This is a genomic window from Sunxiuqinia sp. sy24 (genome assembly GCF_052677165.1).
Genome location: NZ_JBQYLH010000002.1, coordinates 44,509 through 58,681 on the forward strand (window position 1 = coordinate 44,509; position 14,173 = coordinate 58,681).

Consider the following 14,173-nt stretch of genomic DNA (forward strand, 5'->3'; position numbering starts at 1 on the left):
GATATGAGTGCAAAGCAAAATAAAACTTCAAAGGCAAAAAATAAAGAACCAGTTACAAAAAGGTCCGATCGTCCGGCGGTTCAGCAAACTGACAAGGTTGGCAAAGCCGCGGTTTGGGAGGTGTCTGACTATATTACTGAGTATGATATTTATCTGTTCAGGGAAGGGAAGCATTTTTCACTACACGAAAAGTTAGGAGCTCACATTTTAGAACACGATAACAAACTGGGAACTTTCTTTGCGGTTTGGGCGCCCAATGCCCAAACGGTTTCAGTTATCGGTGATTTTAACGGGTGGAACAAAAGTTCGCACTTGTTGACACTTCGCGAAGATGAATCCGGAATATGGCAGGGCTTTATTCCAGGGATTGGTCAAGGTGAGGCCTACAAATATTTCATTACCTCGAAATACGATAATTACCAGGTTGAAAAGTCAGATCCCGTCGGAACTTACAGCGAGCAACCACCCAAAACAGCCTCTGTGGTTTGGGAGTATGCCTACCAATGGAATGACGGCGAATGGATGAAGAAAAGAAAAAAGAATAATGCACTCGACAGTCCGTTTTCCGTTTATGAGGTGCAACTGGAATCGTGGCGTCGCAAACCTGAAGAAGATATGCGCCCGCTGAATTATCACGAGTTGGCCATCCAATTAAGTGCTTACGTGAAAGAACTCGGCTACACTCATGTTGAGCTTTTACCGGTAACCGAATATCCATTTTCAGGTTCATGGGGGTACCAGGTGGTTGGCTTTTTTGCTCCAACTAGCCGTTTTGGCACACCTGATGATTTTATGCATTTTGTTGATGTCATGCACCAAAACGATATTGGAGTTATCATCGACTGGGTGCCTTCACACTTTCCGGGCGATCAGCATGGATTACATTTTTTTGACGGTACTTACTTGTTTGAGCACGAGGATCCCCGCAAAGGTTATCACCCGGACTGGAGTAGTTACATCTTCAACTATGGAAGAAATGAAATCCGTAATTTCCTGATCAGTAGTGCCCACAGTTGGCTGGATCGTTTTCATGTTGACGGTATTCGTGTGGATGCAGTGGCATCGATGCTGTACCTTGATTATTCGCGAAAAGAAGGGGAGTGGATCCCCAACGAACATGGAGGCCGCGAAAACCTGGATGCCATTCGATTTTTACGTGATCTGAACGAATCGATTTATACAAAATTTCCAGATGTGCAAACCATCGCCGAGGAATCCACCGCTTGGCCAATGGTCACACGCCCGGTGTATACCGGCGGACTCGGTTTTGGGATGAAGTGGAACATGGGCTGGATGCACGATACCCTTGGTTATTTCGAGCACGAACCTGTTTACCGCAGTTATCATCACAACCAGATGACATTTAGTATCATGTATGCATTCAATGAAAATTTTATGCTTTCGTTGTCGCATGACGAAGTGGTTCACGGAAAGGGTAGTTTGATTGATAAAATGCCGGGAGATGTGTGGCAAAAGTTTGCCAACCTTCGCACTTTATTTGGGTTCATGTTTGCCCATCCTGGTAAAAAGCTGCATTTCATGGGAATGGAATTCGGACAATGGAAAGAATGGAATTACAAGAGCAGTCTCGACTGGCATTTGCTTGATCACGATACCCATTCTGGCTTACAGTTTTTTATGAAAGACCTGAACAGCGTCTACAAACGTTTTCCGGCCTTGTACCAACAGGATTTTTCACCGGATGGTTTTAAATGGATTGACGCCAATGATTCGCAAAACTCCATTCTCAGTTTTGTTCGATACGACAAGCAAAAGCAGCAGCATGTATTGGTGATTGTAAACTTTACTCCGGTTCCTCGTTACAATTACCGGGTTGGAGTGCCTGATGATACCCGCTGGGTTGAAATTTTGAACAGTGATGCCACTCAATATGGAGGAAGCGGTATGGGGAACTTCGGAGGTGTTGAAGCCAATCCGGTACCGTATCACGGAGAGGAGCAGTCAATCAATATTTTAATTCCTCCTTTGGGAATCATTTATTTTTCGCAGGAGTAATAACGACCAAAAGCTATGACACGATATAATCCGGGCTCTACTTATCGCCTGCAATTTAATAAGGATTTCACGCTGGCCGATGCGGAAAAAATAATTCAGTACCTGGATAAGACTGGGATCAAAACAATTTACGCATCTCCTGTTTTTCAGGCTGTGCGTGGAAGCATGCATGGCTATGATGTAACCAATCCGTTGCGGCTGAATGAAGAATTGGGGACAGATGATGATCTTGAGCGACTGGTTGAAAAGCTGCATGCGCGTGGTATGGGCTGGCTGCAGGACATCGTTCCAAACCACATGGCTTATTCGGCTGAAAATCCATGGATTGCAGATTTGCTGGAAAGAGGGGATGAGTCGGATTATTTGGAGTTTTTTGATATTCAGCTGAACCATCCTAATGACAAATTGCAGGGCAAGCTAATGTTACCCTTTTTCGGGAAGCCTCTGGTACAATTAATTGATGACCACGAGTTGTCGATTCATTTTGATGAAAACGGCTTTCATTTGAAGTATTTCGAAAATGAATATCCACTTTCAAAGAATGCTTACCCACTTTTATTGATTCCGGTTGATGATTTAAAAATTCCAGGCGAGATTCATGATTTCTTGTTTGATATGGAGAAATTACCATGGGATAGGAACAAGCAAAAACTGTCTGCTCTTTCTGTGGAAAACCCCGATGTCATTCATCACATCAATTACTGTTTGTCTATTGTCAATGCCAATTCCGAGCAGATGAAGGTCGTGCTGGAAAACTTATCTTACCGGCCAACATATTGGAAAGAAACCGAGCGGTTGATTAACTACCGTCGGTTTTTTACCATCAACGGATTGATTTGCCTGAATATTCAAAATAAGAATGTCTTTAAAGCGACCCACGAGCTAATTGAAAAGTGGATCGAAAAAAAACAGGTCGATGGCATTCGGGTCGATCACATTGATGGTTTGTTTAACCCATCCGAATACCTGCAGCGGCTGCGGGAATTAAGTGGAGAAACAATTCATATCACTGTTGAAAAAATTCTTGAAAAAGATGAAAAAATACCTGAAAACTGGCCGGTGGAGGGAACAACCGGCTATGATTTTTTAGGACTGGTGAATAATTTACTGACCAATCCGGAGAAGGGACCGGTTTTTTACTCCTACTACAGCGACTGGATCAAAAAAACAGACCAATACCGGGATGTTTTTTATAAGAAAAATCGGTTTATCCTTTATAATCGGTTTAAAGGTGAGTTGGATAATTTGACTCAGGAGTGTTTGTCGATCAAAACAGTGGCAGAGACAGAAATAAATGAGCAAAATGTGAGAGATGGATTGGCCGAGTTTTTGGTGTTTTGTCCGGTTTATAAAATTTACCAAGCCCCATCCAGCTTCTCAAAAAGCGAAAAACAACAGGTCAATGCCATTATTGATTCAGCTATTAGGGCAAATAAAGGCTTTGAAAATTCGCTGGAGGTTTTGCGAAAGCTATTCTTGTTATCTGATATCAAAAGTGAGAAGGAAATTGAACGGATTGATATCTTTTTCAGGCATTGCATGCAATTTACCGGGCCGCTAATGGCTAAAGGAATTGAAGATACGGCGTTCTATTCCTACAATCCGTTTATCGGTCATAACGAGGTGGGAGATTCGCCCGGCTACTTCGGTATTCACACCGAAACTTTTCATCAGTTAATGAAAGAACGACAGGAAAGAAATCCACTGACATTGAATGCCACTTCAACGCACGACACCAAGCGTGGAGAGGATGCCCGTGCCCGCTTGAATGTGCTCAGTGACATTCCTGAAAAGTGGAAAGATGCTACCAGAAGCTGGCGCAGGATGAATAAGATGCATAAAGTTTTTGACCGAGAAAAAGAAATACCAACGGCCAACGATGAGTATTTTATTTACCAGGTGCTTTGTGCTCATTCTCCGATGGATGGAACGTTTGATCAATTATTTATAACGCGTTTGCAGGACTATCTGGTCAAAGCTTTGCGCGAGGCAAAAGTACATTCTTCGTGGAGTGATCCGGATGAAAACTATGAGGAGGAAACGCTGCAATTTATTCAGAAAATTGCAGCATCCAACAGCGAATTTTCGCAACATTTCTTCGTTTTTATGAAAGAGGTCATTCCTCACGGCATCATCAATTCGCTCACCCAGCTTATTTTGAAAAACACGTGCCCCGGAATTCCGGATACGTATCAAGGCTGCGAGCGGTGGAACCTTAGTTTTGTTGACCCGGACAACCGCAATTCGGTGGACTATGAGCAATTAGATGATGATTTGGATGAGCTGATTCGTGGCAGTCAATCAGATGTTTTCGGTTTTGCAGAAAAATTATTGCAGCGGGCTGACAATGGGCACATCAAACAATGGCTGACGTACCTGACATTGAAAGAACGTAAAGAGCACGAAAATCTTTTTTTGAAAGGCAGTTATGTGCCGGTCGAAGTTGAAGGCAAATACAGAAAACACTTGATTGCATTTTGCCGTCATTTTGAGGATGATCATTTGTTGATCGTTTTGCCACTTAACACGGCCGCCCTACCAGCCGATTGCAACTGGGAAGATACCTGGCTTTTGCTGCCCGAATTGAAGCTGCTCGAATGGGAAAACGTTCTCACCAAAGATTTTTTTAAGAATACCAATAAGCTGGAAGCTAGCGCTCTTTTCGCGCGGAGTCATTTTGGCTTTTTAAGAAGTGATGGCAAGGTTGATGCATAGATCAAAATTGCTTTTTGGGAAAATACTGAAGATATGAAGGGGGACAGGCAATACTGGACAAGCACATGCGATATGGGCATTAGTTGGATTTTTTATGTCAAGAATGAAATTTTTGCTAATAATATTGATGGCTGGAGTCCCTGCAGATCCGGAGCTTACCAGCGAAAAGCGGGAATGGCCTATCAGAAAGCCATAGGGGCCACCCGTATTACAATACCTCAGGATGGGATTGTGATGTTTGGTACTTCCTGGAACGGACGAAAGTTCTCGAAGGATGATGAAATCAATATTTGGCGTCCACTGCTTGCAGCACTCCCGGATATGTCTACAATGATTTCCGAAACCTATGTCAAGGAAATCGACATCGCTAAAATCAGCAAAGGCGATAGCGTAAATATTACCCTCGATGCCTTGCCGGATAAATCGTATACCGGCGAAGTGGTTTATATTGCCTCTATTGGTGAAGATCATCAGGGTTTTGATATGAAGGTGTTTAAAGTGGTCATTCGCTTAAATGAAAGTGATGAGGACTTAAAACCCGGTATGACCTGCTCCAATCACATTATTATTGATCATTACAGTGATCGTCCGATTATTCCGATCGAAGCTGTTTATACCGATAGTTTGCAGCGTATTGTTTTTCTCAAGCATGGTGGTAAAATTACCAAGCAGCCGGTTGAGCTGGGTGCTGAAAATAAGGGGATGACTGTGGTGTTGGAAGGCCTGCAGGAAGGAGATCGCATTCTGATGCATCCGCTTGAAGACATGCTATAGGCGAACTGCCAATTTTTAGTGACGTAACTCCGGATCCGATTATCAATCAGTATAATTAGATCCGGAGTTATTTGTTTTTTGTACTTTTAGAATTCTAAACCAACCAGAATAGCCTAAAGTAATGAGAAACATCATGCTGTTGTTTGTCTTTCTGCAAACCCTTGCCGGCACCGTTTGGGGTGTCGAAAAATCGCACCCTGATAGTATTCAACAAACGTTTAATAAAGACTATGTGCTTCAAGTCAGGAGAGCCCGGAGCCCCATTCAGATTGATGGGAAAATAGATGAACCCGATTGGCACAAGGCCGACAAAGCCAATAACTTTACCCGGGTACTTCCGGTGGATACGGGCCTGGCCGACGCACAAACCGAAGTGGTGATGACCTACGATGATAAAGCCTTTTACCTGGGCTTTACGTTTTACGATTCCATTCCGGGCAAACGAATCATGGAGTCTTTCCGGCGCGATTTCGTTTTTGGAAATAACGATAACTTCCTGGTTTTCTTCGATACCTTTCTGGATCAAACCAATGGCTTTTCGTTTGGAGCCTCGGCTTCCGGAGCCAAATGGGATGGGATCATGTATGATGGAAGTGCGGTTAACCTGAACTGGGATTGTAAGTGGGAATCCAAAACCGTGCATTACGACGACCGCTGGGTGACTGAAATGCGCATTCCTTTTCGCTCCATCCGGTTTAAGTCGGGAACCGATCGGTGGTATGTGAATTTTAGCCGGCTCGATTTGAAGCGTAACGAAAAATCGTCGTGGGCTCCGGTGCCCCGACAATTCCCAACGGCCTCGCTGGCCTATACCGGCGTGTTGGAATGGGAAGAGCCTCTGCCCAAATCGAAAACCATGTTCTCGCTGATTCCTTATGTGTATGGTTCTGGGTCCAAAGATTATGAGGCGGGCACCAAGGCCGACTATCGCAAGGATTTTGGTTTTGATGCCAAGATTGGCGTAACCACCTCCATGAACCTGGACCTGACTTATAACCCCGATTTTGCGCAGGCCGAGGTGGACGAGCAGGTGACCAACCTGGACCGCTTTGAATTGTTCTTTCCTGAAAAGCGGCAATTCTTCCTCGAAAATTCCGACCTGTTTGCCGGCTATGGTTACGATGTGGTTACGCCGTTTTTCTCGCGGCGCATTGGGCTGGATGCCCCGGTATTGTTTGGCGCTCGGCTGAGTGGCAAGCTGAATAACAACTGGCGGCTGGGGCTGATGGATATGCAAACCGAAAAGACGGCCTTTTTGCCCGCCCGGAATTTTGCGGTGGCTTCGGTGCAGCGCAAATTGTTTGCCCGCTCAAGTGTGGGGGTGATTCTGGTGAATAAAGAAAACATCAACGAGCCGGGCGGTGTGCAGGATTATAACCGGGTGGCCGGGCTCGACTACAATTTGGCATCGAGCGACAATACCTGGAATGGCAAGTTCTTTTATCATCAATCCTTTGATGAGGAAGAGCACAGCCGGGGGCAATACGCGCAAGGGGCATCGCTGGAATACAAAACCCGGAACATTGGCTTTGGGCTGTCGCAAACCAGTGTGGGGACTGACTACAGGGCCGAAGTGGGCTTTGTGCGGCGCACGGGCTACAACTTCCTGGGGCCTTCCTTCAACTATACCTGGGTGCCAAACAAGAAAATTGTGGCGCATGGTATTTTTGCGGAAAGTGAAAATTTTTACGACACCGATTTTGATAAGATTGATCACCAGCAAACCCTGGGCTACCAGTTTGAGTTCGAGAGCCGGGCCAAAGCCAAGTTCGGTTTCGTGGATTACTTTGTTCATCTTCAGCAGGATTTTGACCCTACCCACCAGAATGATGTTTTTCTGCCCGCCGGTTCTGAATACCGCTACCGCGGGGGCTGGCTCGAGTACGAATCCGACAACCGGAAGAACTTCAAGTGGTCGGGTTCCTATACCAAAGGGGAGTTTTTTAATGGCGATATTGATTTGCTGGAAGGCATGGTGGGCTACCGCATTCAGCCCTATGTGAACTTTGCCATGAATTTAAGCTACAGCAACATTCGTTTGCCCGACCCGTTTGAAACCACCCGCATGTGGCTGGTTGGCCCCAAGCTGGATGTCACCTTTTCGGATAAAGTCTTTCTCTCCAGCTTTGTGCAATACAACGAGCAGATTGACAACATGAATGTGAATATGCGGTTTCAATGGCGGTATGCGCCGGTGTCCGACTTTTTTGTGGTGTATACCGACAACTACTTTACCGGCGACTGGAACTCCCGTAACCGGGCACTGGTGGTCAAACTGTCGTATTGGTTTAATTAACACCTGTTGATAACTTTGGAATGCTATCCCGAATGGATGGTGGTGTGAGAGGCGCACTGGCGGACTATTAGTCCGTCAGCCGTTTACTCGATGTTTGTTGTTGTTTATTTGTCATTCATTATAACCCGTCTTTGGCAAATTGGACAAATTCTTGAACATCCATATATTTACTTTCCTTTTTTATTAGCTTGCCATTAGTATCAAAAATTACGAAGGTAGGAAAAGCTCCCTCTATATGGTATAAAGCCATAAAGTCAAGTTTTGATTTGTTTAACTTTTTATAGTCCTTAGTTTTCATTGCGGCAGCTGGTCTTTTTAAATAGACTTTGGAGCATATGAAGTTTTCATTTATAAAATTTTGCAATGTTGTGTCTGAAAAGACATCGCGTTCCATTTTTAAGCACCAGCCACAACCGTCAGAGGTAAAATACATTAATAACGGTCTTTTCATTTTTTCCGATTCTTTCTGAGCATCGCTAAATTTGTCATATTTGAACTGAATTGAACGTGTGTCAATTTCAGTATCTAAAGAATCTATTATTGCTTCTCTGTCTGTACAACTCCATGTTATTAAAAAAAAGAAAGCAAGTATAATTCGTTTAATTTTTGTATAATACATTGATTGCGTTTATTTTATTGATGCTTCTTTTCTATATAATTTCCGATAACCATACCAACTGCTCCGAATAAAATAGAAATAGTTATTGCTAATATCCCTTCCAGCTGAGTATCAGATGTAAATTTCATGAACATTAATATTATTCCAACAAGAAAGCCCAATGCTCCACCAATAATTGCAAAACCTATAAGATACCAAGGAATTCTAATCTTAATTCTGTCTGGATTATTCGGAACGGACTGAATTTCATCTATTTTTTCTTGCGGAAGATTCGAAAAATAATCCGATGACACATCTAAAGAGGAAGCAAGATTTTTTAATGTACTCCCTCTGGGTACACCTTCTCCATTCTCCATTCTTTGTATTGTCCGTAAGCTAAGTCCTGCTTTCTCACTTAGTTCTTCCTGTGATAATCCTTTACTTTCTCTTAGTTGTTTTATTCTAGTATGTGAATTCATTTTTATGATATAAATGAGATTGATTTTAGACAAAGTTAACAGCTCTGCTATAAAGATATTACGTCAAGTATAATAAATTAATACGTCATTTAAATGTCACAATATGGCGTAATTTTGACGTATGAAATTGCATCTATTTGACGCCCGCGCCCCCGCGCGATTGCATCGCGTGGTCTTTAGACTCTACTTTACAACGATGACATTATTCAATACCCCTTTTCCGCCTGAATAGTTCACTGCACTGCTATACAAATAATCTTCAACTCTGAAAACCAATCCTGCTTCAACTGGATTATAATGGATGTAATCTATTTTCTCATCAATAACTTTGATTAAACCACGCGATGAAATCGCGCGGTAGCAGGGTTAAATTAGCAATAATAATTGATATTGCTAATCAGTTATTTTGACGAAAGACGAATGATGGAGAAGATAGGACTGGAGGCTTGTCTGTCGGCGGTACTGATCAGATGACTCCAAGTCATCCGATCAGTAAGACTCGCCGAGGCCCCCGCTGGGGCCGCATTTGTAATCGGTGGCTTGCCTGTCAGCTTTTGCTTTTTCAAAGCAAAACATGGGGCACAGACCCGCGCCAGCGTGGGGAGTTAATTAGTTTGAATGAAAATGATTGTTTATTGTTTTGAAAGGCAAGTTAGTAAAACAAGATGATAAACTGAATTGTGGTTTTTATGCTGTAGAACCGTTATGTTTAACTTTAGAAGTAGTCTTTTGGGGTGTTTCGAATGCTCCGGTTAGCTGCCGAGTTCATCTTTTGACCCGTCGCCTTCATTTTTTTACCTTCTCGACTGGTAAGGATTTCTATCCGTGTCAGAGCTGAAAGCAATGCTGTGATCCGTCTTAATTTGCATTATTTAGGACTACTGTATTCCTAGTTTTCGGTCTTAAAGACCCAACCGGTTTCAACCGAGCTGTGGTCAAACGTCTCTGTACCTATATTGTTCCGCACCAAGTTCAGATATTCCACATTTTTTCTAGGTTATTTCAAAGTATCTTCTGTGTTTTTGAATACAGAAGCTATACAGAAGCTACACAGAAGTAACGCAGAAGATCTGGAGTTGAACCAAAGACGATTCTGTCCGGAAAAATGCAACAGAAGAAACGAACGTACGAAGGCACGAGGCCACTTAATAACTGACAACTTCTGACCAGCAACCGATTCTGAAACAAGTTCAGGAAGACGCTCATAGCGACAAGAACGAACCCCTGCTAGTCAGGATTTGCAAATTGAAGCTTAAAAGCTTTTTTAAGGCTGTGAAGCTTTGTGATCTTGCCAAGCCAATAACCGTTAGGGAGAGGAGGTAAACATATCCTGCCAATATTTTATGGCAGATTGCCAAGGATAACTGAAGAAGTAAATTGGGGGATTGCAAATCCGATCCAGCGTGGTCCAGTTTGGGTGAGTCTTGGGTATGAGCAAATACCTTGGCAAATATGAATACTGATGAACCGTGAGCGAATGATCCGGTAGCTTGTTCAAGAGCTTCAGCGGTGATCTTCTATTTAACCAACAATCAGTTTTTTATTGCGTATAGGATTATTACCTGATAAAATAAAAAGCCATGAAAACTTTATTTTTAAAAAAGGGAAGATTGCAGCCCGTTTTCCTCATCTTATTTACGTCAGTATTCCTTTGGGGCTGTCAAGGAAACTTTATGGAAGCTGAAGAAGAGTCGCACTTAGCGCTGAAAGATGCTCATATCACCGAGATTGACAGTGAGGGTACCCTGGTGGATGGTGCAGCCTATGAAATTGTACTTCCGGAAACCTGGAATGCTCTTCCTCTTAAGATTCTGATTGTTTATGCCCATGGCTATGTTGATGTGACAAAGCCGGTAGAGCTGCCTGCCGATAAAATAGAAGGAGTTGAAATAAAGGACATTCTTCTCAATGGCATCGATTATATGGGGCAAACATTGCCTGTAGGTTATGCTTCAACAAGCTACCGGGCCAATGGCTTGGTTGTGCTCGATGCTGTTGAGGATATTTTGCAGCTACGCAGTTTGCTGACGACTTTTTTTGAGCAGTCGGAATACGACGACCCTTCTGCAATATTATTGGCCGGTGTTTCAGAAGGTGGGTTAATTACGGTACTAACCACTGAGCAGAACCCCGGATTGTTTGATGCCGCAATCGCCACTTGCTGTCCTATTGGTAATTTCTATGATCAGCTACAGTATTATGGTCATGCGCATGTGTTGTTTAAGTATTTCTTTGGGCCAAGCGTGAGCGGCATCAACATTGGAAGCCCACGAGGAGTTTCAAAAAATACCATGTACGCCTGGGAAGCAGGTGAGTTGCCTAGGGCTATTGCTGAGGTTCTTCAAAACGATTACAGGTATAATGGAGGAAATAAAATCAGGCAGTTTATTGCCTGTGCCGGTATTCCTGTGAACATGGCAACCCAGGCACCGGAAGATGTCATTCGTTCATTGGTTGAAGTGTTGCGATTCCCCATCATGGCTACCAATGATGCCATCATGAGGCTGGGAGGAAATCCGTATAATAATAAATACCCACCCGTTCAATACGAGGGATCGGATAACGATCGCAAGCTGAACTTGACGGTGGAGCGTATCTGTCGTCCAAACTGGGAGCGGGCTAAAGAGGAAATCGCAAACTATGAAACAACAGGTCTGTTGTATACTCCGCTATTATCCATGCATACTGAATTCGACCATGTCTCCTTGTTTAGTCATCAGGGAGAATATGCAACGAAGGTTGGTGCAAACCCCTTATTTATTCCTATTCCGGTATTGGATCGATATGGACATTGTAATTTTAAAATAAGTGAAATTCATCAGGCAATTGGAACATTATTAAGCGGGATGCCTTAGTCGGGTTTGATGTATTCATAGCATGAGAACCCATTTCTGGATTCAACGCTTTCGTTTGAGGGGAGCAGTGACGAGCGAAAGCCCTGGTGGATGAAACAACTCTTTTTTGTTCGGATGAACTTACAAATTGACAGCAATAGGGGGTGTGTGGGTGAAAAAATAAACGAAAAACAGGGCTTTACTAAAAGTTCATTCGTAGGTGCGCCGTATTCGGAATAATTGGACGTAGGGGGCGACTTCCTGCTGTCTGTTTTAAGTCGTCGTTCTTCAGCAATGATGTGTAGGCCGTATGATCGAAACAGTTTATCAATCAGTTATTAAATTGTTAAGGCCGTGCGATATTTTTAGGCTATTTGAAAATACATTTTATCTTTGTCAACGTTAAATTTTTTATAAAATAAAAAGAACAAAATTATGAAAGTAACAGTTGTTGGTGCAGGTGCTGTAGGTGCTAGTTGTGCTGAATATATCGCCATTAAAGATTTCGCGGACGAGATTGTCTTAGTTGACATCAAAGAAGGATTTGCCGAAGGTAAAGCCATGGACTTGATGCAAACGGCATCGTTGAATGGTTTTGATTCAACCATTACCGGAACGACAAACGATTATTCAAAAACAGCTGGTAGCGATGTAGCTGTGATTACTAGTGGAATTCCACGTAAGCCAGGAATGACTCGTGAAGAATTGATTGGAATCAATGCAGGCATCGTTAAAACCGTTTCAGAGAACCTGATCAAGTATTCTCCAAACGTGATCCTGATTGTGGTAAGTAACCCTATGGATACGATGGCTTACCTGGCTCACAAAGCAACTGGTCTTCCTAAAAACCGAATCATCGGTATGGGTGGTGCCTTGGATAGCGCTCGTTTCAAATTCCGTTTAGCTGAAGCCTTGGAATGCCCTCAGTCTGATGTTGAAGGTATGGTTATCGGTGGTCACTCGGATACCGGTATGGTTCCATTGATTGAGAAAGCGGTACGCAACAGCGTTCCTGTTTCAGAATTCCTGACGGAAGAAAAAATGGCTGAAGTAGTTGAAGCAACTAAAGTTGGTGGTGCTACATTAACCAAATTGCTGGGAACAAGTGCATGGTATGCTCCAGGTGCTGCTGTTTCTGAATTGGTGAAAGCCATAGCTTTGGATTCTAAAAAGATGTTCCCTTGTTCGGCTTTGTTGGAAGGCGAATACGGTTTGAACGACATTTCTTTAGGTGTTCCTTGTATTCTGGGTAAAAACGGAATTGAGAAAATCGTTGAGATTTCACTTTCTGACGCTGAAAAAGAAAAAATGGCTTCCAGCGCCGAAGGGGTAAGCAATGTGAATGCTTTGCTTGAACTGTAGTAAAATCGGATTTTATTATACTATATTTAGTGCCTCTGCATGTGCAGGGGCACTTTTTTTATTATGGCAAAAATACCTGTTGAGTTGATTGAATTGGAGCACCAGAATTACCACCTGCTGGTGCAAGGAACCTTTGAAGATGGCGAAAAAGGCTATTGGATTGTGGATAGCGGTGCGTCAAAAACGGTATTTGACCGGCGACTGGATCAGTATTTTACGTTGATTGAACCGTCTTCGGATGAAGAATATCAGAGTGCCGGGATTAGTGAAGGCATGGTGGAAACGTCCGTGGGGCAATTGCGATCAATGGCTTTCGGGAAACTGAAAATAAAAGAACAGAAAGTGGCCTTGATTAACCTCGATCATGTGAATGAGATTTACCGGAAATACCGCGATATCCGAATTTGTGGCCTTTTGGGAAGCGATTTGCTGAAGAAGTATCATTGTGTTATTGATTACAAATACGAAACGATTTCATTTTCAAGGCCCCGGAAATGACTGGAGCTGTTTTAAAATACCCGTTTGTTTTCCATCGATATTTCACAAAAATGAATATATTTGCGACCAGTTGATAAGAATCTGGTGAAACTAAAAACGCACATATCCAAAGAAATCATGCTACGCCTGCTGATGTTTATAGCCATCGTTGCAGGGGCTGTGGTATTTGATATGTGTCACGATCAAGTTCCCGAACAAGTGGTCAACCAAACACAAGATACTGCGGAACACCAGTTTGATCGGTCGCAGGTTGTTTTCTGTAATCCGGTGAGCAGCTTTAAGCTTCGTACCGGCTCCGACCGATTGATTTCAAAATTATTATTTTCCAAAGGCCAGGATCGTTTCTTGTCGGCCTATCATAACCAGAAAGCTTACCATGTGCTAAAGGCCGAATCGTTGAAAGAACGTTCGCCTCAAAATGCCATGATCCATTTTCTGGAATTTATGATTTGTCATCACGCCAGCTCCGATGACAACCCTCCAATAGCATAAGGTTTTAGTCGAATTTTTATTCGCTTAAAGGTCTTGTTGTGAGCTCATCCCGGCTCTGATGCTGACTTCATTTTAAAATTAAATAAACACATAAAATCTAAATTTTAGA

10 protein-coding genes are annotated in these 14,173 nt (G+C 43.0%); 8 read left to right on the plus strand and 2 right to left on the minus strand.

Annotation, left to right across the window (positions count from 1 at the left end; genetic code table 11):
• Nucleotides 1–3 precede the first annotated feature (3 nt).
• The 4 genes from glgB to ACUNWA_RS02420 all read left to right on the plus strand — a co-directional run bounded on the left by glgB (nt 4) and on the right by ACUNWA_RS02420 (nt 7,801).
• Entirely contained in the window at nt 4–2,016 is a 2,013-nt protein-coding gene (gene glgB / locus ACUNWA_RS02405; protein ID WP_445590284.1) for a 1,4-alpha-glucan branching protein GlgB, read from the plus strand.
• Nucleotides 2,017–2,031: 15 nt separating this feature from the next.
• Nucleotides 2,032–4,731, plus strand: a complete 2,700-nt coding sequence (gene treY, locus ACUNWA_RS02410) for a malto-oligosyltrehalose synthase (protein WP_445590285.1) — start codon at nt 2,032–2,034, stop codon at nt 4,729–4,731.
• 33 nt (nt 4,732–4,764) lie between these two features.
• Complete coding sequence (locus ACUNWA_RS02415; RefSeq protein WP_445590286.1) at nt 4,765–5,505, plus strand: efflux RND transporter periplasmic adaptor subunit; 741 nt, start codon at nt 4,765–4,767, stop codon at nt 5,503–5,505.
• Nucleotides 5,506–5,626: 121 nt separating this feature from the next.
• The gene (locus ACUNWA_RS02420) at nt 5,627–7,801 is read left to right on the plus strand and encodes a DUF5916 domain-containing protein (protein ID WP_445590287.1); all 2,175 of its coding nucleotides are present in this window, start codon (nt 5,627–5,629) and stop codon (nt 7,799–7,801) included.
• A gap of 118 nt (nt 7,802–7,919) precedes the next feature.
• Here ACUNWA_RS02420 and ACUNWA_RS02425 read toward each other — a convergent pair whose 3' ends face one another.
• Together ACUNWA_RS02425 and ACUNWA_RS02430 are read right to left on the minus strand one after the other, a co-directional pair.
• Nucleotides 7,920–8,420 (minus strand): thioredoxin family protein, encoded by a 501-nt coding sequence (locus tag ACUNWA_RS02425; protein WP_445590288.1) that lies wholly within the window; start codon nt 8,418–8,420, stop codon nt 7,920–7,922.
• A gap of 14 nt (nt 8,421–8,434) precedes the next feature.
• Nucleotides 8,435–8,878: a helix-turn-helix domain-containing protein gene (locus tag ACUNWA_RS02430; RefSeq protein WP_445590289.1), complete on the minus strand. Its 444-nt coding sequence runs from the start codon at nt 8,876–8,878 to the stop codon at nt 8,435–8,437.
• Between the two features lie 1,580 nt (nt 8,879–10,458).
• Here ACUNWA_RS02430 and ACUNWA_RS02435 point away from each other — a divergent pair.
• From ACUNWA_RS02435 to ACUNWA_RS02450, 4 genes are all read left to right on the plus strand, one after another.
• The gene (locus tag ACUNWA_RS02435) at nt 10,459–11,733 is read left to right on the plus strand and encodes a hypothetical protein (RefSeq protein WP_445590290.1); all 1,275 of its coding nucleotides are present in this window, start codon (nt 10,459–10,461) and stop codon (nt 11,731–11,733) included.
• 414 nt (nt 11,734–12,147) lie between these two features.
• Entirely contained in the window at nt 12,148–13,074 is a 927-nt protein-coding gene (gene mdh / locus ACUNWA_RS02440; protein WP_445590291.1) for a malate dehydrogenase, read from the plus strand.
• A 63-nt stretch (nt 13,075–13,137) separates the two neighbouring features.
• Complete coding sequence (locus tag ACUNWA_RS02445; RefSeq protein WP_445590292.1) at nt 13,138–13,572, plus strand: retropepsin-like aspartic protease; 435 nt, start codon at nt 13,138–13,140, stop codon at nt 13,570–13,572.
• Nucleotides 13,573–13,632: 60 nt separating this feature from the next.
• Nucleotides 13,633–14,064 carry a hypothetical protein gene (locus ACUNWA_RS02450; protein WP_445590293.1) on the plus strand — a complete coding sequence of 144 codons (432 nt, stop codon included), beginning with the start codon at nt 13,633–13,635 and terminating at the stop codon, nt 14,062–14,064.
• The last annotated feature ends 109 nt before the right edge of the window (nt 14,065–14,173 follow it).